Source organism: Rathayibacter sp. AY1F6 (assembly GCF_002932035.1).
GTDB lineage: Bacteria > Actinomycetota > Actinomycetes > Actinomycetales > Microbacteriaceae > Rathayibacter.
The window spans coordinates 153,618-177,029 of record NZ_PSVD01000002.1; the positions used below are offsets into that span (position 1 = coordinate 153,618).

Below are 23,412 nucleotides of genomic sequence, written 5' to 3' on the forward strand. Positions count from 1 at the left end.
CGATGGTCGTGCTCCCTTGTTACCGTGAACAATCGCCGGTACCGTGCGATGACCACACCGCAGGCGGGATCCCCCGTCCGCCCACCGGTTCGCTGCAGAACCCGAGAGGACACGTCGACGATGACGTCACGACCCCCGGGCGGAGGCAGGCCCTCGCGCCTGCTCGCCGCCACCCTCGCCGCATCCGCGACGATCGCCCTCGCCGCCGGCGCCGCCGTGCCGGTCGCCGTCGCCGCGACAGCGGCGACCACTCCCGCGCAGAGCCTGCTCGCGGACTTCACCTTCGACACCGCCCCGAGCGGAGGCGCCTTCACCGACAGGTCGACCCGCGCCGCCGTGAAGGGCACGCCGACCCTCGTCGCCGGCCGCACCGGGCAGGGCAGCGCCGTCTCGCTGTCGTCCTCGTTCTGGCTCGACCTCACTGCGACCGACGGGCAGCCGCTGCTGAAGGGTCGCGACTCCGTCACTCTGTCGTACGACTCCAAGCCCGCCGCCGCGGACAACGTCGGCTGGTCGGTCTTCGCCGCTCGCTCGGCCGCGACCCAGGACTACGCCCAGGAGAAGTACGTCGGCGTCCTCGACAGGACGAACGGCATCACCGTCGAGCGGTACGCCAACAGCGGCGCCCGCGACTCCTCGGGCAACCTCACCGGCCCGAGCAGCACGGAGTGGAAGCACGTCGATCTCGTGCTGAGCGCCGGCACCGCCCGCCTCTACGTCGACGCGAAGCCCGTCGCCGTCACGACGGCCGGCCCCTCGCTCGCGACGGTCCTCGGATCGACCGGCGGAGTCCTGCAGATCGGCAAGGCCAACTGGGGCGGCGGGGAGTACTTCACCGGACTCCTCGACAATCTGCGCGTCTACGACCGCGCCCTGACCGGGGCCGAGCTGGGCGCGACGAGCAGCACCGTGGCGACCGACCTGCGCGCCGCCCTCGACGTCCCCACGACCGTGCTCGGCGACCTGCCCGCGCAGGTCCTCGGGAACACCGTGACGTGGACCGCCTCCGGCGCCGGCGCCGCGCGCGTCTCCTCCACCGGCGCCGTGAACCTCTCGGGCCTCACCGCTCCCGTCGCCGTCCGCCTCCAGGCAGCCGTCGCCGGGCAGACCTACGCGTGGGACAGCACCCTCGCCGTGCCCGGCGGGCGCATCGCCACCTCCGTCAAGACCGTCACCACGACGAACGGAGTGAAGGACGACCCGCTGGCGTACAACGACGACCGTCGCGCGGACTCGCTCTTCACGGCCGCACTGCCCGCCGGCGCGACCACCTGGGAGCCGCTGAACCGCTCGCAGTCGATCCTCTCCGTCCTCAAGGACGGCGATCAGGCGCAGCGCCCGAACGCCCAGATGGGCTCGCCGCTGCTGTTCCGCTCGAAGGACGGCTCGCTCGGCGCGGTCTCGTCGCAGAACAACGCCACGGACTCCGTCTACCTCTGGAGCTCCGCCGACGGCCGCACGTTCCGCGACCAGCGCGTCCTCCGGGTCGCGCCGGGCTCGGTCGTGACCGACCCGCGGATCGTCTTCGACTCCGCCCTCGGCGTCTACAAGCTGTTCTGGACCGATCTGCTCACCACCGAGGGCCGCGTGACGCTGTTCACGGACCTCGCCTCCGGCACCGCTCCCGGAGCGACCACCCGCGCCGACGCCCGCGTCCCCGGTGTCCAGGGCTCGGGTCTCCCCGCCGGGTTCACCCAGGGCCAGGCCGGCGAGACGGCGCTGACCTCGACCGAGTTCAGCACGTTCTACCGCGAGTACGTCGACCTGAAGAACACCGGTGTGAAGTCGCTCAGCGGCTCCGTCGACTCCGGCGCCGGATCCGCTGCGATCGCCGCAGCGCTCCCGGGGCAGGCCGTGATGGAGTACAACGACGGCTCGACCAAGTCGCTCAACGTCGACTGGCAGGACGATCTGACCACCGCCGTCGACACCTCGCGTCCCGGGACCTACCGGGTCACCGGCTCCGTCCAGCAGGACCCCGAGGCGATGGTCAACGAGGCCCGCGCGGATCCGCACGTCTTCTTCAACGAGGACGACGGCTACTACTACCTCACGGGCTCGCACTACGGTCAGGACTCGCTCGGCCCGATCGAGGAGAGCTCCAGCTACCGCAAGATCGGCCTCAAGCGCTCGAAGACCATCGCCGGTCTCGACTCCGCTCCCGAGCAGATCGTGATCGACCCCGACGCCGGCACGCCCGGTCGCCAGAGCCAGTACCCGAACACCTTCTACGGCTGGGGCGGATACATCTGGGCGCAGGAGTTCCACAAGATCAACGGCACCTGGTGGATCGTCGCCGGCATGAACAAGGGCTACGCGCCTGTGGGCGGCTGGTGCGACAACACCGTCCTGATCCCCTACACCGGGACCGACGCCTCGATCGCCGAGGGCGGATTCCTCGACCAGACGAAGTGGGGCGAGCCGGTCGTCCTCGAGGGCGCGGCCTTCGACGTCAGCTACATCGACCGCCAGGAGAACGGCGCCACCCAGGGCTACTGGGTCCTGCCCAACGGCAACACGCTCTCCCTCGCCAAGGCGACGATGGGGCCCAAGGGCACCGTCCCGCTGGTCACCGGTGCGGTCACCCGCATCTACGGCGAGAGCCAGCCGTGGGAGTCGGGCAAGCGCTCGCCGACCCCGTCCGACACCACCGAGGGCAACGACCAGGGCGTCGTCGAGGCGCCGTTCATCGTGTCCAAGGGAGGACGCATGTACCTCACCTACTCGGGCGGAACGGTCGACAAGTACTACTCGCTCGGCCTGCTCACGGCCGACGCGAGTGCCGACCTCCTCAACCCCGCGACGTGGACGCAGACCGCGTTCCCCGTGCTGGACACCGAGGACACCTACCTGGGCCGCCTCGGCGCGGACGAGACGCAGTACTTCTCGCGCCAGCAGGCCGGCACCGGGCACAACTCGTTCGTCGAGGACGAGTCGGGCAACCTGCTCCTCGCCTACCACGCCCGCCCCTACCCGGACCCGCACACGGCGACCGATCCGCAGAACGCGGGCGGCCTGTTCGATTCGGACCGCAACACCTGGTTCAAGGGCGTGAACATCCGCGCGAGCGGCCGGCTCGACCTCTCGCTCTCGAAGGAGCAGGAGGTGGCCTCGGCCAACCGCACCGTCACGGCGACGATCACCGTGAAGGCGCCGGCTGTGCCCGTCACCGCCACTGCAGCGGCTCGCTGCGTCGCGGGCAAGGTGGTGGTCACGCTGACCACCGTCAACAAGGCCGCGTCGACCGCCGACCTCCGCTGGAACACCCTGTGGGGCGCGAAGACCCAGCAGATCGATGCGGGCCGGACCGCCTCGCTGGCCGTGACCACGCGGGCCGCCTCGGTCGCCGCCGGCACCGTCCAGGGGGTCGCCACCGTCGGCAGCGCCTCCGCTCCCGTGAGCGCCGCCTACCCGGCGCTCCGCTGCGGCTGACCTGACCGGGTCCTCCGACCGACGACGCCCGGCCGCCTCTCACCTGAGGGCGGCCGGGCGTCGTCGTTCCGGTCTGCGGTGATGTGCCGGGCGACCGGGTCGCGACCCTCGATGATCTCGGCGGTGCAGCCGGCATCGCGGGAGAAGACCCACCGGATGACGCGGCCGCGTCGGACGACCGGACCGTTGCGATCCACGAACGACTCCCCATCGAGGGGAGGTCGTCGGTCGGCGACGTACGGGGTGTCGTGAGTCGGACGGGAAGAGGCGAGCCGGTCTGCCGCTGCTGCACGAACCGGCCCGCCCCTTCGGCATCGTCTCAGTGGACGAGGGCGGCCTCCGCCTCGTCCCAGGCGGGGTTCAGGTCTTCCTTCTTCCCTCGGATGAGGAGGAATCCGGTGAGAGAGGCCGCGACCATGGTCACTGCTGCGGCCAGGAACACGGCCTTGTAGCCGTCGGTGAATGCGGTGACCTCGGCCGTTCCGGACGCGATGGCGGAGTCCGCGGTGCTCGCGTAGAACACGGTGAACACCGCGAGACCGATGGACCCGCCGATGTGGAAGACGGAGTTGACGACGGCGGAGGCCACTCCGGCGTCCTCGTTCTCGACCCCGAGAAGGGCGAGGTTCTGGACGGGCACGAAGAGCATGGAGAGTCCGATTCCGAGCACGACCAGGGCGGGCAGGACCTGGAGGAAGTAGTTCCCGTCCGGGGTGATGCCGAGGAGCAGGAAGAGCCCTGCTGCCGAGACGAGCGGCCCGACGATCATCAGGGGTCGGGGGCCGAACGTGTTGAGGATCTTCGTGGTGACGGGCGAGAACGCCATGATCGCGACGGTCATGGCGAGGTTCGCGAGTCCTGCCATCAGCGGTCCCATTCCGAGCACGATCTGGAAGTAGAACGCGAGATAGAGGATGGCCCCGATCATCACGGCGCCATTGGCGGCCTGGATCAGGATCGCGCCGCCTCGCACACGACGCAGGATGACGCGCAGGGGCAGCAACGGCTGGTCGACCGTGCGTTCGATGAGCACGAAGACGGTCAGCAGGACGATGCCGAGTGCGAGGAAGGCGACGGTGTCGATCGCGCCCCATCCGTGCTCGGCTCGGGTGAACCCGTAGACGATCGCGCCCAGTCCCAGGGTCACGGTGACGGTTCCCCAGACGTCGTAGCGGTTGTCTCCTTCTGCCTTGCTCTCGCGAAGCACGAGAGCCCCGCCGACGAGGCCGAAGGCGACGAAGATGAGGTTGACGAAGAGGCACCAGCGCCAGTCGGTGAATTCGGTGAGCACGCCGCCCAGGATCAGGCCGATTGCGGCTCCGGATCCGGCGACCGTGCCGAAGACGGCGAAGGCGAGATTGCGCTCCTTGCCGTGGGCGAACGTCACGGTGAGCATGGCGAGTGCGGCGGGGGCGAGCAGTGCCGCGAAGGCGCCCTGGACGCCGCGAGCGATGACGAGTTCCATGCCGCTCTGCGACAGTCCGGCCCAGAGCGAGGCCGCTCCGAAGCCGATCATTCCGACCATGAAGGTGCGCTTGCGGCCCCAGTAATCGGCGATCCGACCGCCCAGAAGGAGAAGTGCTCCGAAAGCGAGGGCGTAGGCGGTGACGACCCACTGGCGCAGGCTGTCGCTCATCCCGAGATCCAGTTGGGCCTGAGGCAGGGCGATGGTGACGATCATCGTGTCGAGGACGACGACGAGCTGGGTCATGGCGAGAACGGCGAGCGCCCACCAGCGGGCGTTCGGCTTGTCCGCGATTCTGGACATGAAGAAACCTCCAGGCTTCTGAGGAATGAAGTCGCTGGAGGTTTTCAGCCTCGGATCCCGCACCGGCAGTGCATCTGACCGCCCGCAGCTCCGAAGCTGGGCAGGCCGTTACCGTACCACAACTGTACAATCATGAATGTACAGTTGCTTTCTGATTCGTCGACCGTGACAGCCGTCCCTCCGGCTGCAGTCCGTCGGCAGGACGGCTCGACACCGAGGGGGTCGAGCCTCACCTTCCGACGTCGGCAGGAGAGGATGGCAGACTGGCGGCCGACGCTGTCGCACCCGCTCGTGCGGTGACGCGTCGACACCCTCCGGGCGCCTCAGCACCCGCCATCCCTAGCCGCTCACTCGGACCGAGGGAGCGGCGGAATCGATCACGACATGGAACCGAACCCGCCCAGCGGTGAGGGGGTCCTGGCTTCTCCTCGGACGTCTCCTCGCGCGACGCGACCCAACAACCGGACTCGGATCCTCGACGCCGCGGTACGCGTCGCGGCGCGGGAAGGATCTGTCCGCGTCACGCTCGAAGCGACTGCCGACGAGGCTGGGCTGACACGCGGCGGAATGATGTACCACTTCCGCGATCGAGCCGATCTCGCCCATGCTCTCCAGGAGCACGTCGCGGCCGGCTGGGAAGCCCAGCTGATCGACGTCGCGGGGAAGACGGCGGACGAGGCCACCTTGACGGAGCGCGTGAGTGCCTACGTCGCCGTCGCCCTGACGCCGTCGACGCGCATGCAGATCGGACTCCTCCAGGCCACGGGCAGCGACACCGCTCTCCGAGCGCCGGTAGCGGAGGTGCGCCGAAGGTGGACGCCCTCCGCAGAGGAGACCGCGACCGATCCGATCGCTCTCCGCCAGTTCATCGCCTGTCTTGCCGCTGACGGCCTGTGGTCGCACCACTCCCTCGGAGGCGATCGGATACCGGACGACACTCGAGCCGCGGTGATCTCCGAGATCATCCAGCTCTCCAGCCCGGGGTGATGCACGAAGGGCGCGTTCCGGCGTGAGGCGGATCCCGGTCGGAGGAGCTCGACCGGGACCGAGACTCTTCCTTCTGCGGTCGAGGATCAGGACAGGCCTGTCCCCGGACCCGGCTCCTGGGTCGAGGCGAGCCCCAGGCCGGCCTCGCACTGCTGAGGATGCAGCAGCGACGGCGTCCTCGAGGAGCGCCGCCACCGCCTCGCGCCGCGGCAGCACGGTCGCGAGCGCGGCGCCCATGACGGTCGGCGATGCCTCGTGCTACCCCGGAGCGCTCGGGACGCGGTCGGAGGCGACGCACGTGTCGAAGTCGCTCCACCTGGAGCGTCACCGACACGACCGGTCCGACGACGGCGAACCAGGAGACGTCCCGCGTGCGCCCGCACTGGCACTCCGCTCGTCAGCGGGACAGCAGCGCGACGTGGATCTCCTCGGCGAGGAGGTCCAGCGCTCTCGCGTGGGACGCCAGGAAGGCCCGGCCGTCGCGCGTGATCGAGAAGCGCTCGATGCGCTGCAGTGCGGTCCTCCTGCCTCTCTCCAGGAGCACCAGGCCCCGGCGGGAGAGCCGGAGGAGCCGCTTGCGCACCTCGAGGACCTCGACACGGTCGCCGGAGCGGAGGTCGAGGACTGCTCGCAGGCGGGTCTCGTCGCGGTTCTCTCCGGTCGCGAGCGCGATCAGGATGAAGACGTCGATGCTGCAGTCGAGCCCGCAGGCTCCGCAGCGGTTCGTGCACCGCGCAGAGCGTGCCAGGGACACGAGGAATCGATCGAGGCGCATCACGGGTATCTCCTGGGGAACGGCGGTCTCCTGCTGCAACGAGAGGAACGGGCCGGACCGGTCACGGTCGGCCCGCATCCGGGAGTCCGCTCAGGAGAGGTTCGCACATCAGCGATCGGTCCGGACAGCAGGATACGGCCCGATCGCCGCCCCGGTCCGCAGCCGGTGGTGATGCCGCCGCGGCGGGATCGTCGGGCGATCAGGGTCGAGGACCCGTCCGAACGGCGCAGGGGGGCTCAGGAGAGAGGGAGGGCGTTGCCGTTGATCAGCAGGAGGTCGTGTCCTCCGACCGCAGCTGCGCTGCCGGCCGCTCCGTCGTCCTTCTCCTCGGTGAGGGTGTGCGACTGCGCGACCTTCGTCAGCACGGGCCCGATGGTCGGGACCGTCCCGGTTCTCACTCTGTGGTGCATCTCGTCGGTCGTCCTTCTGAGGTGGCGGCACTGCAGGGCGGCGCAGTGCCGGTCGGGGGCGGGGCGACGAGGGAGCGGGCGATCGTGGCACCCGCTCCCTCACCGTCTCAGCGGCAGCTGCGCGCCGGGTAGTCGACGCTCGTCTGCGTGCTGACCGTCTTCCCGTCGACGACGGCCTTTCCTGTCGCGGCCACCGACCCCGCGGGGATCGAGACCGCGCGGGTGGTGACGGCGCTCGAGGCGGACGCTCCCGGCGCGACTCCGGTCACGGTCTTCGAGCCGAAGGCGGTGACCGTCGTGATGTCCATGATCGAGCGGCTGTCGTTCTTGACCGCAGTGGTCAGGACGACCTTCCCGCTGACGCAGCGGGTCGACGCCGTGGCTGTCACGGTCAGCGGCGACGTGACGGTGACCTTCGCGGTCACAGTCCGGTTCGCGGGTGCGACCTCCTCCGTCGGCGTCAGATCGAAGACCGGCCGGCCGTCGGCGGCGTAGTGGATGCGGGCGAGACGGGTGTCGCGGCCGTCACCCCCGACTCCGTTGCCCCAGGTGTGGTAGACGTACACGTCGTTGCCGTCCTCGTCCTGGGTGACGGCTCCGTGGCCGGGACCCTGCTCGTAGGTGCGGTAGTCGAGGACGCCGTCGGGCATGGGAACGCTCTGCAGGAGCGGGGCGTCGTACTTGGTCCAGCTCGCGATGTCGGTCAGGTCACTGCCCTCCTTCGCCCAGGCGCCGCCCACGATGTACTTCGGGCTGACGCCGCTGCTGGAGTAGACGAGCGTGATCCTCCCGTCGCGCTGGATCGCGAACGCTCCCTCGGACAGGTGGTCCTCGAACGTCAGCGAGGGCACGATGATCGGGGTCGGCTCGCCGATGACGCGGGTGGGGTTCGCGGGATCGACCTTGGCGATCCAGGTCGCCGGGTCGCTCACTCCGTTGTCGACGTAGCGCTGGGACCAGGCGTAGTACGCAGTTCCACCGGACTCGAAGTAGGTCATGTCGAGGCTGATGTTGCGTCCCGTGCCGGGGCGTCCGAGGGCGCTCCCATCGCTCTTCACGACGGCGCGCGGCGCGCTCCAGTCGGAGGGGTTCGCGGGGTCCCCGCCGTCGCGCAGCTGCATGATGTGCGCCTGCACCGTGAACCACTGACCGTTCTGGTTCGACTGGTCGTTGTCCGGGTTGAAGCACGGGGCGAACAGGATGGAGAGCTTGCCGCCGATCTCGTGGATCTCGGGGGCCCAGTAGCAGCCCGCGATCACCTTGCCCTCGGCGGTGCGGTCCATCCGCGTGGTGCGATTGAGGAGGTCCACCTCACGGGCTCGTCCGCCGTTGTCGTCGCTGAGCTGGTCGATGCTGTCGGCGACCCGGATCGGCAGGTGCTGCGAGGCGACGTTGTTGTTGTTCGTGTCGTCCGTGGCGGTGAAGAGGTACTGCGTCTTCCCGTTGCGCTCGTAGCGGTAGATCGTCGGATCCGCGCGGTTGTAGGCGAACGGCTCGTTGTACTGCCGCTGGCGGACGGTCCCGGAGAGGTCGTACGTTCCCGGGCCCTTCGCGGCGAGGTCGGCGAGCTGCTGCTGGTTCCAGTCGATGCCGAGGCTGCCGGTCGAGCCGTCGTTGTAGGAGAGCTGCGCCTTCACTCCGGACAGGGCGGAGGTGTCGCCCTGATCGATCGTCTGCGGTGCGACCGAGGATCCGGTGTTGACCGTGCGGCCGAACTTCTTCACGAGCGAGTCGGCGACGGAGCCGGAGACCGTCAGCGCGCCGCCCGGCAGAGCGTCGGCGACGCGGCCCGGGACTCCGGAGAGGTCGGGAGCGGCGACGGTGGCGGGGCTTCCTCCGAGGACCGCACCGCGGTTCCCGTCGGTCACGACGACGCTGCGACGGCCGCCGTCCTTCGGCCAGAACGCCTGCGCGCGGAGCTCGGTGCGGGCGAGGTCAGTGACGGTCGTGTACTTCGCCGCCCCGGAGGAATCGGTCCAGGAGACGAGGTAGCGGTTCTGGTCCGTGTCGAAGACGGCCTTCGGCGCGACGACGCCGCCGGTGGTGCCGAGGTCGATGAGGCCGAGCTCGGTGAAGTCGGACGCGGTGGCGTCCGTGGCCTTGAAGATCAGAGCGCTCGAGGCCCCGGTGCCGTCGGACGCGCCCGACTGCAGGACGCGCGTGGCGATCACGCCGACGGTGCCGTCGGCGAAGGTGAACAGCGAGGGGTTCGCGAGGCCGCGGTTGTCGGCCTTGTCGGTTCCGAGGAAGACCCCGTCGGCGAAGAGGACTCCCGAGTTGCCCGAGAGCGGTGCTGCGTCGGCGACGGACGAGCCGAGTGCCAGGTGGAGGCCGCGGGCGATCGTGTCCTGGTTCGCCTTGTCCTCGCCGGTCGGCGTCCGGGTGTACGACACCACGGTCTTCGCCGTGGAGGCGCTGAGGACGGTGGTGCGGAAGGTCTTCGTCAGCGTGGTGGCGCCGACCTTCACGGAGGCGGTGAGCGTGAGTGCCCGGTCGGTCGCCGAGTCGTTCACGAGGCGGCTGCCGGACAGGCCGGCACCGTCCGCGCTCCACGACACGGTGTAGCCGGCGACCGTGGGAAGAGCGGTTCCGGAGGCGACGGTCGGCGGGACGACGAGGGCGGTGCGCAGGCGCGCCGTGGCGTCGGCCTCGGTGTCGGCGGCGACGGTGACGGTTCGCGCGGTGCCGGTGGCGGCGGATCCGGCGAACGTCGCGGTCGGGGTCAGGGTCACGGTGGCGTTCGCCGAGCCGGGTGCCGGGCGGCGCACGGAGCCGTCGGTGCCGATCACTGCGGGGTCGCTGCTCGCCCAGGTGAGGACGGAGCCGCCCGCGCCGCGGGTCGGGAGGGAGAGGTCGCTGGTGACGGGTCCGGTCACGGCGATGGTCGCCGCGGCGGCGTCCGATGCAGCGATCGCGGCAGCGGCCGGAGCCGCGTCCTCGCGCACCTGGTCCTGGGTCAGTGCGGAGGAGTAGACGTGCACGTCGTCCATCGCCCCGGCGAAGAGAGGGTCGGGGCCGTAGAACGACTTGCCGAGGAGGCCGGAGAAGGCGGAGGTGCCGACAGTCGCCGCTCCGGTCGCGGAGGTCGGGGTGGTCTGGGCGAGCCGGCCGTCGACGTAGGTCGAGACGCTGACGCCGCTGCGCAGGACCACGGCGACGTGGCTCCAGCGGCCGGTGGCGGCGGGACCGGAGTCGGCCGCGCGCTGCTCCGAGCCGTTCTTCACGGCACCGATCAGGCTGCTTCCGCACTGGGGCGTGGTGAAGAGGTACCGCTCGGTCGACTGCCCGAGCGCGTACGCCCAGCTGCAGTTCTGGTTCCCCTCCCAGCGCAGCCAGGCCGACATGGTCACGTCGGTGGTGGCCGCCGTGGTCAGTCCCGGCGCGATCTCGGCGTAGGCGGCGGAGCTGCCTGCGGCGCCGCCGGGGAGGCGGAGTGCGCGGTCGGTGCCGCCTCGCGGACCGGCGACGGTCGTCGCTCCGGTCCCGCGCACGGTGGCGGAGCGGCCCGCAGCGGAGTCGGTCAGGGTCGTGCCCGCGCCCACGGCGGAGCCGACGGCGGCGGACGAGGAGAAGTCGTAGGAGAGGACCGGGCTGGGCACCGCGGCCTGTGCGGGTGCCGCGCCGAGCGCAGCCCCTCCCGCTGTCAGGCTCGCGGCGACCAGGAGGGCCGTCGTGCGTCGGAACCGCATTGTTCGTCTACTTCCGTGGGAGAGGTGGATGCGGGGAGCACGGACCCAGGGTCCATGCTCCCCTGCTCCGGTGGCCGGAGGCCCCGGAACGGAGGAGGTCAGGGGAGGGGTGGCTGGACGCCGCCCCTCCCCTGTCACCGGCCTAGCGGCAGGTGAGCGCCGAGTACGGCGCGGTGGCCGTCCTGGTGCCGTTCGCGTCCTTCGAGGCGACGCTCACCTCGCCCGCGGTGACCGAGGTCGCCCGTGTGGTGAAGGCGGCGGACACGGACTTGCCGGGAGCGACCCCGGCGAAGGTCCTGCTCCCCCACTGCGAGCCGACGGTCATCTCGACCGTGGAGCCGCTCGTGTTGGTGCCGGTCGCGGTGACCGTCACCTTGCCGGCGACGCAGCGGCTCGCGGCCGAGGCCGTCAGCGACGGTCCGGGAGGAGCCGTGGCGGTGATGGTGGCGATGGCCGGCGTCGCTGCCGAGTTGGCGAGCTGTCCGCGCACCTGCACGGTGTCGCCCGCCTTCTTCAGCGAGCTGAGATCGGCGGTCGCCCACGTCACGGCGACCGTCTCACGGTGGCCGTCCTTGAACGTCGCGCCCACCGTGGCGGGCAGGTCGACGGTGGTCGATCCGGCCTGCACGGTCCGCGCCACGGCGTCGATCGAGGTCACCAGGAGCGACGGGTTCCACTTCGCGGCGAGCCCGTCGCGCTCCTTCGCGGTGATGGAGACGACGGATCCGTGGCGGGGCGACGTCGGCAGCGAGAAGCTGCTGGGGATCGTCCACTGGATGTCGCCCTCGAGCGAGTTCGTGCCGAGCGGGATGTAGCCGCGTCCGCCGTAGTTGTCGGTCCAGAGGAAGTACTTGTACCCCGCCCGGTCGCCCTCGTTGGTCTTGAAGATCTCGGGACCCTCGACCTCCGGCGTTCCGGCGGTGCGGCCGATGCAGGTGTCGATGAGGCTCCACGCTCCGGAGGCGGTGGTGGCGCGGAGGTTCGTCGACTTCTGTCCGATGATGTCGGGCGAGGGGCAGCCGCTGGTCTGGGTCGCCTTCGTGAAGCGGTAGTAGGTGTCGCCGTCCTTGAGCATCGTGGCGTCGATCAGTCCGTTGCTCTTGTTGAGCGAGGGGACGTCAGCGGCCTTGAACCAGACCTCGGGGGTGGTGAAGTCGCGGAAGTCGCGCGTGGTGGACGTGAGGATCTGCGGTCCGTTGCCGTCCTCGACGTTGCGCGTGCTGTCGGTGAAGAGGGCCGAGGTCCAGTAGACGACGTAGGCGTCGATGGTGGGGTCGTAGGTGGCCTCCGGTGCCCAGGTCATGCCCGCGTTGGGCAGGTTGACCTCGACGTGGCGCTGCTGGCCCCAGTTGACGAGGTCGGTGGACTCCCAGATCTCGAGGTAGCGGCTGCCGCGGTTGGTCGATCCGCCGAAGCCGGTGGTGCCGACGGAGAGGTCGGTGGCCATCAGGAAGAAGCGGTCGCCCTCCTTCGAGCGGAAGACGAACGGGTCGCGCAGCCCCTTCGTGCCCATGGTGGAGGTGAGGATCGGCTGGGCGTCGTTCAGGGTCTTCCACGTGAGCGAGTCGTTGCCGTCGGAGGTCGCGAAGCGGATCTTCTCGCCTTCGATGCTGTCGCCGGTGAAGTACGCGAACAGGTACGCGTCGAGGTCGCTCGCGGCCACGGGAGCCGCGGCCGGAACGGTGCGCGTGAGGGTCCGCACGAGGGGCGTGGTGCCGGCGACGGTGACCGTCGCGGTGAGGGTGACGGTGGTGTCGGCGGACGGACGCGTGAGCGAGCCCTTCGCGACGACGTTCGGCGCGGTGCCCTTGTCGGCGGAGGTGATGACGGCCTCGTTCGACGAGGTCCAGCTGACCACGGCGCTGGAGCTGTTCGCGCGCGCGGCGGTGGCGGCGACGTCGGCTCCGGTCGAGGGCAGGTTCAGGCTGCCGCGCACCGGTCCGGCGAGAGCGGGATCGTTGCTGATGCCGTCGGCTACGGCCCGGGCGAGCTCGGCCTCGGCGCTGTCACCGGCGGCGTACGCCGGGACGAACACGGTGGTGGCACGGCCGACGACGGTGATGCCGCCGTGGACGGCGGTCGGGGTCAGCGTGACGGTGGCGTCCGGGCTGCCCGCGGCGGGCCGGGTGACGACGCCGCTGGTGCTGACGACGCCGGGGGCGCTCGACGTCCAGGTGATCGTGGAGCCGTTGGCGCCGGTCGTGGGGAGGGCGAGGTTCGAGGTCACGTTCGAGGTGTCGCCGAGCGAGACGGCGGCGTCCTGGTTCGCGAGAACCGAGTGCACGGATGCGGCGCTCTGCTGCACCTGGCCGGCGGTGAGCGCGGAGGTCCAGACCTGCATGTCGTCGATGGCACCGGCCCAGTAGGCGTCCGCGCCGTAGAACGATTTGCCGAGGAAGCCGGAGAACGTGGACGTGCCGATCGCGGACGCGGCGGTGAAGGTCGTGCTGCCCTGGCCGACGAGAGCTCCGTCGAAGTAGGTCGAGACCGACTGGCCGCCCTTGACGACGACCGCCATGTGCACCCAGCGGTTCGCGGCGACCGGAGTGTTGCCTGCGGCCCGCACCTCGGAGCCGCTCTTGATCGCGCCGAAGCCGGCCGGTCCGCACTTCGTGGTGGAGAGGACGTGGGAGTCGACGCTGGAGCCGAGCGTGAAGGGCCAGGTGCAGTCCGGAGCACCGCTCCAGCGCAGCCAGGCGGACATCGTGACGTCCTGCGTGCCGGCGGGGATCAGGCCCGGGGCGATCCGGACGTGCGGCGCGGCCGACGTGCTCGATCCGCCCGGGAGCGAGAGAGCGCGGTCGGTGGAGGCGCCGGAGGGACCCGCGACGCTGGTCGCGCCGGAGTTGATCAGGGTGCCGGGGTGGTTGCCCGGAGCGGAGTCGGCGACGACGGCTCCATTGGCGAGCGTCGCGCCGATGCCGTCGAACGAGTACTGCAGCGCGGGAGCGGGGACGGTCTCTGCGGCGCCGGCGGCGCCGATCGGTCCGAGGACGCCGCCGAGGCAGGCGATGGCGAGCGTCAGCGCAGCGCCCGCTCGAGGGAGGCGTGAGCGCCGGGTGCGCTCCTGCCGGGGGGTTCGTGACATGGGGGGTCCTTCAGGTGAGGGGTCGGAGGGGGAGGACGGAGCCCGCGCGATCGGCCGGCGGAGTGGTGAGACCGGCGTCCGTCTGGCGGGGAGGGAATCGCCGGAAGGCGGCCCGGGACGCGGGCCTGGCGACCCGTGATCGGGAGGCGGAGGTCGACGTGGGTGCGAGGACGAGACGTCGCGCGCTGCGGGCGCCGACCGCGGTCACCGCGTTGAAGGTGTCGGCCGGGCCGACAGTCATCGGGGCCGGGCGTGGGCCTGCGGCGGGAGGGTGCGGCGGGAGGGTGGTGCTGTCGTCATCATCGACGTTCCTCTCAGGTTCGCCTTCGAACCGGTCGGAGTGGGACGCGAGGCGCGAGGACGCGCTTGCCCACTTCAGGTGACACCGTACCGACTTTTGTTAACGGTAACAATGGCGGATTCCCGGGCGATGCCGCAGCGACGGCGGGTGTGAGCGCTCTCTCCCTGCGAGCACGGGGATCCGCGTGGACGGATCACCCTCGCCCGGCGGGGCTCGGACCGGATCCGCTCGAGACCGGCACTTGACACCGGCTCCGCGACCGGTCGATGGTTGTCCACGTCAACATGCAGGTCGTGATCAGCTTCCCATCCCACTCGGAGCGTCGGCGCTGACGCGTCCCGCGGCGGGACGACCGGATCACCATCCCGGTCGCTCCGGCGCATCCTCTGCCGTGCTCCGATCCCTTCGGACACGGCTCCTTCCTGCGACCCTCATCCGCGTCCCTTCGGGGACGCCGGATGTCTGTGAAAGGCACTCATGTCCCGGACAACGAAGTCCCACCCCTCCAAGCGCCTGATCGGCGCCCTGATCGCGGCCGTCGTCGGCATCACGACCTTCGGCATCAGCTCGCCCGCCTCTGCAGCCACCGCCCCGGTCGGCCTCGGATCGGCGCAGGAGATCCGCAACCAGCACAGCAGCATGTGTCTCGACGACTTCGACTTCGGCACTCAGCCCGGAGCCGAGGTGCGGCAGTGGAGCTGCACCGAGGGGAGCAACCAGCGCTGGCAGGTCACCGACCTCGGCACAGGCTACGCCGAGATCAAGAACACCTTCAGCAACCTCTGCCTCGACAACTTCGACTTCGGCACCACCCCGGGCTCGGAGGTGCGGCAGTGGAGCTGCAACGGCAGCACCGCCCAGCAGTGGCGGATCACCTCCGTCGGCGGAGGCTACGCCGAGATCGCCAATCGGCACAGCGACCTCTGCCTCGACAACAAGGACTTCCGCCAGCTCGACGGCTCCCCCATTCAGCAGTGGACCTGCACCGGCTCCAAGGCCCAGCGCTGGGCACTGACCGATCCGACCGTGCAGAAGATCACCTGGACGTTGAACCGCGTCGCGAGCCCGACCGCTGACGAGGCCGACGCCTACGCCCGCATCACCGACGCGATGGACCGCGCCGTGGCCCGCTACAACCGCCTCAGCAACATCTCCCGCTCCCTGACCGTCTCGTACAGCCCCGGAACCCCGACGGCCGATGCGAACATCTACGGCCAGATCCGCTTCGGCAAGGAGCGCGTCTACATGGTGGAGGGCACCGCCATGCACGAGATCTCGCACACCGTGGGCTTGGGCACGTCGACCACCTTCAACACGAACTGCGAGAACAGCAGCTGGGACTCGGCCCTGGCACTGCTGCGCACCTGGGACGGACCGGACGCGACAATCCAGTGCACCCCGGGTCACATCTTGAACTACGGCCTCAACTACAACAGCGAGTTCAGCCAGCTGAACCTCGAGCGCCACGTGAAGCTGGTGCAGTCCATGCTCAGTGACGGCATGTAGCCGTCACTCGAGGCACGCCCGAACGAGCATCCTCGCCGCCCCTCGCGGGCGGCCGGCGCCGGCGGGGCGGGGAACCAGAGCCTTCCCCCCCCGCCGGCGCCGCATGCCCCGATGTCTCCCTCCGGAGGCGCGGGGCAGCGGAGCGCTCGGGAGTCGAGGAGGGCCCCTCGACCGGGTGGTCGCAGCCGACGTGCCGGACGCCGCACCCTGGGGAGGGGGCGTCCGGCACGTCTTCCTCGTGTCCGCGCCGTCCGGTCCGCCGGACCCCCCGGAGGCGCATGACGGGCGGCGTCTGCGGGCGCTAGCGGTTCTGCTCGACGGTGCTCGGCGCGGTCCGGTGCGTCTCCGGCGCCTCCGTGCCGACGGGCTCCGCCTCCCCGCTCGCCGCGGCCTCCCGCAGGTACTGCGCCGACATGACGCGGTAGGAGCGGGTGAGCATCGCCGCGCCGGCCGCGATGATCATGACGACTCCGCCGACCAGGAACACCAGCGCGATCCCCCGGCCGATGCCGTCGCCGAGCAGCCCGCCGAACGCCGAGCGCCCGGCCGGCGACTCCATGTACGGGATGAGCGCGAACTCGGCGATCGGGGCGATGAGGAACGACGTGATCGGAGCGGCGGCCGACTCGAACGCCGCCGCGAAGCCGAAGACGCGCCCCTGGGTCTCGAAGGGGACGACCTTCTGGATCACCGTCTGCTCGGCGGCCTCGACCGCCGGGATCAGGGTCATGTAGATCCAGATGCCGCCGGCGTAGAGCCACCACCAGTCGCGGAGGGTGAAGACCGCGCCGATCAGGCCCATCGCCATCACGAGCAGCAGCATCGTCCGGATCGGGTTCCTCCCGAGACCGAACCTCGCGACGAGCAGACCGCCGATGACGAAGCCGGTCGCCGTCACTCCGAGCACCACGCCCCACAGCTCGACCGGGAACAGCTCGAGGCCGTACGGGTCCATCAGCGCCATGTAGACGCCGCCGATCAGGTTGTTGAACGTCGAGAAGACGATGAGCGCGAACAGCCCGGTCGCCGCCCGCACCGCGGTGATGCTGCCGCGGAGATCGATCATCGGCGCCCTCTCCCCCGTCGGCGCGGGCCGGTCCTCCGGGATGCGCAGGAAGAGGAGGTGCAGGAGCGCGGCGGTGGAGAGGCCGATCGCGATCACCAGCGTCCACCCCATGCCGAGCAGGCCGATGGCGAGCCCGCTGAAGACGCTCGTCACCACGAAGGCGAGGCCCTGGACCGTGCCGACGAGGCCGTTCGCGCGGGCGTGCCCCTCCACCGGGACCAGCAGGGTCACCGTCGTGGACAGGGCGATGTTGCGCATGTTCTCGATGACGGCGCCGAAGAGGATCGTGCCCGAGAACACCCAGAACCACGGGGCGCGGAAGTCCAGGAGCGCCGCCTCGGGCAGCGCGAGGAAGAGACCGCCCGCGACGCCGAACGACACGAGCGTGACCGCCCCGGCGAAGACCATGACGCGGAACTTGCGGTGCCGGTCCACGATCGTGCCGAAGGCCATCGCGAAGACCGCGACGAGCAGCATGTAGGCGCCGCCGATGATCCCGGTCGCCAGGACGGAGCGCGTCTCGAGGTACACCCAGAATGTGAGCGCGGACCAGAGGAAGCTCGTCGTCACGTTCGCGACGGCGGTGTTGAGGAGGATCTGGTGGAAGTCGCGGAGCTTCGTCGAGGTGTCGACGGCGGCTCCGGGCACGGGGGCGGTCGAGGACACGGCTTCCCTCCGCTCGCGACGGCGCCGTCGGTCCCGCGGCGGGAGTCGAGGGTCGTCGCAGCCACTGTAGGACCGCGCCGTCGGCGAGTCGAGAGGGGCCGGGCGTCCGGCGGGGATGCGCTGCCGCCGCCCGCGCGGACGCGGGCGCCGCCGCCCTCGCGGTATCTTCCGCTCCTCCTGGACGTGTGCTCCGTCGGCGCCGCGGCCTCACCGGAGGCATCCGAAGCGCCGACGAACCGGCGGTGCGGATCCGGGCGGGGCGGCGAGCGCCGCGCACAGCGCGACGCCGGCCCCTCGGGAGGGAGCCGGCGTCGTGCCCTCGCGGATCCTGCTACTCGAGCAGCTTGCCCGCGGTGGCGACCTCGCCGCTGATCAGCGCCTGGATCTCCTCCGGCACCGCGGGGATCTCCTCGCGCGTGATCCCCGTGGAGGGCGACCAGACGAGGTTCACCTGGAGGGCCGGGTCGATGTCCGGGTAGTCGCTGCGGTTGTGGCAGCCGCGGCTCTCCCGGCGCTCGAGCGCTGCCTCGAGGGTGGCACGCGCGGCCATCGCGGCCGACTTGAGGTCGAAGGCGTGGGCGAGGTCCTGGAAGCCGGCGATGTCCGGGTGCACGCCGATGTCGGCGATGCGCGCCTCGATCGCGTCCAGCTCGGCGAGCCCGGCGAGCAGGCCCTCCTCGTCGCGGACGACTCCGGCGTGCTCGGTCATCGTGTTGCGGATCGCGCGTTGCAGGGCGCGGACGTTCTCGGTGCCGTCGGCCGCGAGCAGGCCGGCGATCTCGTCGCGGGCGACCCGGACGGACGCGGCCGAGCGGGTCTGGGCCGTCAGCGAGGCGGAGTACTCCGCCGCCGCCTGCCCGACGATCCGGCCGAAGACCAGCAGCTCGATCAGCGAGTTGCCGCCGAGGCGGTTGGCGCCGTGCAGTCCACTGGAGGCCTCTCCGATCGCGTAGAGCCCGGGGACGTCGGTGCTGTGGTCGTCCGAGCGCACCCAGACCCCGCCCATCGAGTAGTGCGCCGTGGGCGCGATCTCGATCGGGTCCTTCGTGATGTCGAGCATCTGCAGCTCGAGCATCGTCTGGTACACCCGCGGCAGCCGGGTCATGATCGTCTCGCGCGGCAGGTGCGAGACGTCGAGCCAGACCCCGCCGTTCGGCGTGCCGCGACCCTCCTTGATCTCGGTGTAGCAGGCGAGGGCGACGCGGTCGCGGGTCGAGAGCTCGAGGCGCTCGGCGTCGTACTTGCCCATGAAGCGCTCGCCGAGGCCGTTGCGGAGGATGCCGCCCTCGCCGCGCGCGGCCTCGGAGATCAGCGTGCCCGCCGCGTTCTCGGGCTCGATGATGCCCGACGGGTGGAACTGGACCAGCTCCGGGTCGCGCAGGCGGCCGCCGGCCTCGACGGCCAGGCGGAACGAGTCGCCCGTGTTCTCGTCCCGGCGGGAGGAGGTGCGGCGCCAGATGCGGTTGTGGCCGCCCGCGGCGAGGATCACCGCATCCGCATGGATCAGGTAGCGGGTGCCGTCGACGAGGTCGAAGCCGTAGGCGCCGAACACTGCTCCGTCCTCGTTGACGAGGATGCGGGTGACGTACACGGTGTCCAGGATCGGGATCTCGAGCTGGGCGGCCCGGTTGACGAGCGTGCGCTGGATCTCGAGGCCAGTGTAGTCGCCCGCGAAGGCGGTCCGGCGGTAGGTGTGCGCGCCGAAGAAGCGCTGCGAGATGCGGCCGTCGTCCTCGCGGGCGAACGGCATGCCGTAGCGCTCGAGGTCCTGGATGCCGCGGGCGGCGTTGGAGGTGACGATCTCGACCGTGTGCGGGTTGGCGAGCTGGTAGGACTCGGTGATGGTGTCGGCCGCGTGCTGCTGCCAGCTGTCGTCGGGGTCCATCGTGGCGAGGGCGGCGTTGATGCCGCCGGCGGCGAGGGAGGTGTGCGCGTCCGACTTCGAGCGCTTGCCGAGCGCGAGGACGTCCACGCCCGCCTCGGCGAGCTCGATCGCGGCGCGCAGGCCCGATCCGCCGGTGCCGATGACGAGGACGGAGGTGGAGATCCGGCGCTCCGGTGCGGTGGTCTCTGAAGTGGTCATGCCTCCACGCTAGGCACGGCGCATCGATTACTCCAATGCATAATGCTGGGCACAGCCATGCGCATATGGTATGCATGTGGATCTCGAGCAGCTCACCGGATTCGTCGAGGTCGCCCGCCTCGGCAGCTTCACCCGCGCCGCCGAGGAGCTGCATCTCGCGCAGCCCTCGCTGAGCCGCCGGATCGCCGCGCTGGAGCAGGACCTCGGCTCCGAGCTCTTCCACCGGGCGCGCTCCGGCAGCACCCTCACACCGGCCGGGGAGCTGCTGCTGCCGCTCGCCCGGCGCATGCTCGCCGACGCCGGATCGGTGCGCCGCGAGCTGGCCGAGCTGGCCGGACTCGAGCGCGGCCGGGTGCGGTTCGGCGCGACGCCGACGCTCTGCATCAGCCTCGTCGCGGAGGTGCTGCACGCGTTCCACTCCGCGCATCCCGCCGTGGAGCTGCACCTCGCCGAGGACGGGTCGCGGAGCCTCTTCGACCGGCTGGCCCGGGGCGAGCTCGACCTGGCGCTGGTGACGACCTCGACCGCGGCCGCTCCCGGCGCCTTCACGGTGACCCCGCTGCTCGTCGAGGAGCTCGTCGTGGTCTCCTCCGCCGCAGAGCCTCCCCTCGCCGCGACCGGCGCGCTCGACCTGGCCGCGGTCGCCCGCCTCCCGCAGATCGTCTTCAACTCCAGCTACGACCTGCGCCGCACGACCGACGCCGCGTTCGCCGCCGCGGGCCTGGAGCCGGACGTGGTGCTGGAGGGCGCCGAGATGGACGCGGTGCTGCGCTTCGCCGAGCGGGGCCTGGGCGTCGCGGTCGTCCCGGCGATGGTGCTGCAGGGGCGCCCGGGGCTGCGCTCGATCCGCATCGAGGAGCCGACGCTCGAGAAGCCCACGCTGACCCGGACGATCAGCCTCGCGCGCCCGGCGGACCTCGCGCCGACCGCCGCGGCGCGGGTCATGCAGCGCACCATCGCGGCGACCGCCCGCGCCTTCGCCGCCCAGGCCGGCGGCACGATGCGCCTGGCCGACACCCGCTGACCCAGCGGGGTCTCATCACCCCGCTGCGCGGCCGGCACATGCTGATCGAGCAGCCCCGGAGGGCGCATCGAGATCCCCCCGCACGCGCAGGAGCGCCCCCGGGCCCCGCAGGGCCGGGGGCGCTCCCCGGTGGTTCAGCCGTGCGCTACGAGCACGGGCGCGCCGCGTACGGAGCGCTCACCTCCGTCTCGACGGGGGCGCCGTTCATCGTGGCCGTGGCCTCGACGGTCACCGCACCGGCGGGCAGGTTCGCCTGACGGGTGGTGAAGGCGTGCGACACGGTCTTGCCGGGCGCCACCGAGGTGAACGACTTCGTGCCGGACGTCGACGTGAAGGTCACGCCGACGGGGACGTCGGAGCCGTTGCTCGCCTGGACGGTGACGATCGCCTTGCCCGCGATGCAGCGGGTCGCCGCGCTCGCCGTGATGTCGAGCGCCGGAGCCGCCTCGCCCTCGGTGAAGGCGAAGGTGTCGAGCTCGAACAGGTCGCCGGAGGGTCCGGAGTAGCTGAAGAACACGTCGTGCACTCCGGTCGCTCCGGTCAGCGCGGCGCTGACGTCGGTCCACTCACCGGTCGTCCCGTTCACCGCGACGGTGCCCGCGACGGGCCCGGTCTCGGAGTCGAGGCGGACGGTGACGGTGCCGCCGGCCTGCAGCGCCTTGGCCTTCGCGGTGAACGTCGCGGCTCCGGTGTCCCCGAAGTCGACGGCGGACAGCGCGGTCCAGTCGCCGTTGTCGAGGTCCTTCAGCACGAGGTTCTGCGTCGCGCCCGCGGCGGGGGTGCCGAGCGGCGCCGTCGCGATGCCCTTGCTCCAGCCGATGGTCTCGGCCGGGAAGGTGCGGTACGGATCGAAGTCCTTCACCTGGTCGACGCCCTTGTAGTCGCCGACCACCTGCTGCACCGTGCCGTCGGCGTTGAACTGCAGCTCCTGGATGTGCGGGCTGCGGTACCCCTGGGTGGTGTCGCCGTTGATCCGCTTGTTGAGCGTCGGCGCGTGGTAGGTGAAGTAGTACTTGCCGCCCAGCTCGAAGACCGACTGGTGGTTGTTGCCGCCGGTGCCGGCTCCGAAGAAGCGGCTCTGGTTCGGGAACATCACGCCGGCGTAGTTCTCCTTGGGCCAGGACATCGGGTCGTCCGAGATCATGTAGCCGATCTCGCCGCCGCCCGGGTAGCCGGGCTCGCGGGTCTGGTTGCCGCCGAAGTCGTTGCCGCCGAAGTGGGACGAGTACGAGAGGTAGTACTTGTCCTGGCGCTTGAACACCTGGGCCGCCTCGAACGCGACGGGCGCGTCCACGACGGCGGAAGTGCCCTGGGTCGAGATCATGTCGTCGCCGAGCTCGATCACGCGGATGTTCTTCGGGTTGTTGAAGCGCTCGGCCGCGGGGAGCGCGGTCGAGGCGGGTCCGCCTCCGAAGAACAGGTAGCCCTGGCCGTCGTCGTCGACGAGCGGTGCCGGGTCGAACTTCCACGCGACCGCCTCGGCGCCCGGGGTGGACGCGTTGATGAGCGTGGAGGTGCGCTGGCTGGTCCACGGACCCACCGGCGAGTCGCCGGTGATCACGTTGCTGGAGCCGCCGCCGTTGGCGTAGTAGAGGAAGTACTTGTCGACGCCGTTCACGGTCTTCTTCGCCATGCCGGGAGCCCACGAGTTGCCGGTGTAGGGCGCGACTCCGGTGGAGCCGGCGACCTGGATCTCGCCGTGGTCGGTCCAGTTGACGAGGTCGTCCGAGGAGATCACGGTGATCTGGTTGATCTTGCCGTAGTCGATGCCCGCCGAGACGCCCGTGGCGGGGTTCGGAGCGTAGCCCTGGGTGTCGTTCGTCATGTACATGTACACGCGGCCGTTCTCGACGAAGCCGAAGCCGTCGGCGCCGAACTTCCAGCCCATGAGCGGGTTGTGGTCGCCCGGGATCTTGCCCACGACCTCGATGGTGCGCGAGGCGGGCGCGGGCGGCGCCGCTCCGACCAGCGAGACGTCGTCGAGCTTGTAGTCCATGAGGTGCGTCTCGGGCGCGGCCGAGGGAGTCGCGGTCCACGGCGTCTCGAAGAAGAGGCGCGCGGTCGCGACGCTCTGCCCGGCGGGGATGGTGAACGATCCGTTGATCGTCGCCCACTGCCCCTTCGTGGCGGTGACGCTTGCGAGGTTCGTGTAGGTGCCTCCGCCGTAGTGCATGGTGGCGAAGAACTGCTTGGTCGCGGGGCTCGCGGCGTTCTCGTACTTGATCTGCGCCTTGACCTGGTAGGTCTGGCCGGCGACGACCTTGCCGCTGAGGTCCTGCATGGCGCCCGCGCCGGTGGTCGTGCGGCCGGTGACGAGCGCTGCGGCGGTGCCGGTGCGCGCGTCCGTGGTCGTCGCGATGGCGCCGGCGTCGGCGGCGTTGCCGTTGTTGACGAACCAGCTGCTGATGCCGCTCTCGAAGCCGCCGTTGACGATGAGCTCCGCCTCAGCGGCGGACGAGGTCTGGGCGGCGAAGGGTGCCACCAGGAGCGCGGTCAGCGCGGCCGTGGCCAGCAGCCTCAGCCGCAACCGCCCCTTCGGAGCGGCTTCTCGTTGTGGTGATCTCACGGATCCTCCTTGATCGTGTCGTGCAGGAGATCGTCGGCGACGGGTGCCGCT

Annotated in this window: 12 protein-coding genes; 4 read left to right on the forward strand and 8 right to left on the reverse strand. The window is 70.8% G+C overall.

Annotated features, from left to right (window positions below):
- The first annotated feature begins 120 nt into the window (after positions 1-120).
- On the forward strand, positions 121-3,432 hold the full coding sequence (locus tag C5C44_RS02900; RefSeq protein WP_104261158.1) for a family 43 glycosylhydrolase: 3,312 nt from the start codon (positions 121-123) through the stop codon (positions 3,430-3,432).
- Between the two features lie 319 nt (positions 3,433-3,751).
- Here C5C44_RS02900 and C5C44_RS02905 read toward each other — a convergent pair whose 3' ends face one another.
- Positions 3,752-5,200: an MFS transporter gene (locus tag C5C44_RS02905; protein WP_104335248.1), complete on the reverse strand. Its 1,449-nt coding sequence runs from the start codon at positions 5,198-5,200 to the stop codon at positions 3,752-3,754.
- A 384-nt stretch (positions 5,201-5,584) separates the two neighbouring features.
- Between C5C44_RS02905 and C5C44_RS02910 the strand changes: the two genes are divergently transcribed.
- Positions 5,585-6,187, forward strand: coding sequence for a TetR/AcrR family transcriptional regulator (locus C5C44_RS02910; RefSeq protein ID WP_104335249.1), 603 nt, complete (start codon positions 5,585-5,587; stop codon positions 6,185-6,187).
- A 397-nt stretch (positions 6,188-6,584) separates the two neighbouring features.
- On the opposite strand, the gene C5C44_RS02915 is transcribed toward C5C44_RS02910, so the two are convergent.
- From C5C44_RS02915 to C5C44_RS02925, 4 genes are all read right to left on the reverse strand, one after another.
- Positions 6,585-6,965: a hypothetical protein gene (locus C5C44_RS02915; protein ID WP_104249689.1), complete on the reverse strand. Its 381-nt coding sequence runs from the start codon at positions 6,963-6,965 to the stop codon at positions 6,585-6,587.
- Positions 6,966-7,198: 233 nt separating this feature from the next.
- Complete coding sequence (locus C5C44_RS16885) at positions 7,199-7,360, reverse strand: hypothetical protein (RefSeq protein WP_181067898.1); 162 nt, start codon at positions 7,358-7,360, stop codon at positions 7,199-7,201.
- Positions 7,361-7,479: 119 nt separating this feature from the next.
- Entirely contained in the window at positions 7,480-11,061 is a 3,582-nt protein-coding gene (locus tag C5C44_RS02920) for a family 43 glycosylhydrolase (protein ID WP_104335250.1), read from the reverse strand.
- A gap of 142 nt (positions 11,062-11,203) precedes the next feature.
- Positions 11,204-14,149 carry an immunoglobulin-like domain-containing protein gene (locus C5C44_RS02925; RefSeq protein WP_104226028.1) on the reverse strand — a complete coding sequence of 982 codons (2,946 nt, stop codon included), beginning with the start codon at positions 14,147-14,149 and terminating at the stop codon, positions 11,204-11,206.
- 778 nt (positions 14,150-14,927) lie between these two features.
- Between C5C44_RS02925 and C5C44_RS02930 the strand changes: the two genes are divergently transcribed.
- Positions 14,928-15,956 carry an RICIN domain-containing protein gene (locus tag C5C44_RS02930; protein WP_104233666.1) on the forward strand — a complete coding sequence of 343 codons (1,029 nt, stop codon included), beginning with the start codon at positions 14,928-14,930 and terminating at the stop codon, positions 15,954-15,956.
- 301 nt (positions 15,957-16,257) lie between these two features.
- Here C5C44_RS02930 and C5C44_RS02935 read toward each other — a convergent pair whose 3' ends face one another.
- Both C5C44_RS02935 and C5C44_RS02940 read right to left on the reverse strand, forming a co-directional pair.
- Entirely contained in the window at positions 16,258-17,688 is a 1,431-nt protein-coding gene (locus tag C5C44_RS02935) for an MFS transporter (protein ID WP_104335251.1), read from the reverse strand.
- 331 nt (positions 17,689-18,019) lie between these two features.
- Positions 18,020-19,771, reverse strand: a complete 1,752-nt coding sequence (locus tag C5C44_RS02940) for an L-aspartate oxidase (RefSeq protein ID WP_104335252.1) — start codon at positions 19,769-19,771, stop codon at positions 18,020-18,022.
- Between the two features lie 70 nt (positions 19,772-19,841).
- Between C5C44_RS02940 and C5C44_RS02945 the strand changes: the two genes are divergently transcribed.
- A complete protein-coding gene (locus C5C44_RS02945; RefSeq protein WP_104261150.1) occupies positions 19,842-20,795 on the forward strand; it encodes a LysR family transcriptional regulator in 954 nt (317 codons plus the stop codon).
- 145 nt (positions 20,796-20,940) lie between these two features.
- On the opposite strand, the gene C5C44_RS02950 is transcribed toward C5C44_RS02945, so the two are convergent.
- A complete protein-coding gene (locus C5C44_RS02950) occupies positions 20,941-23,361 on the reverse strand; it encodes a family 43 glycosylhydrolase (protein ID WP_219812464.1) in 2,421 nt (806 codons plus the stop codon).
- Positions 23,362-23,412 lie beyond the last annotated feature (51 nt).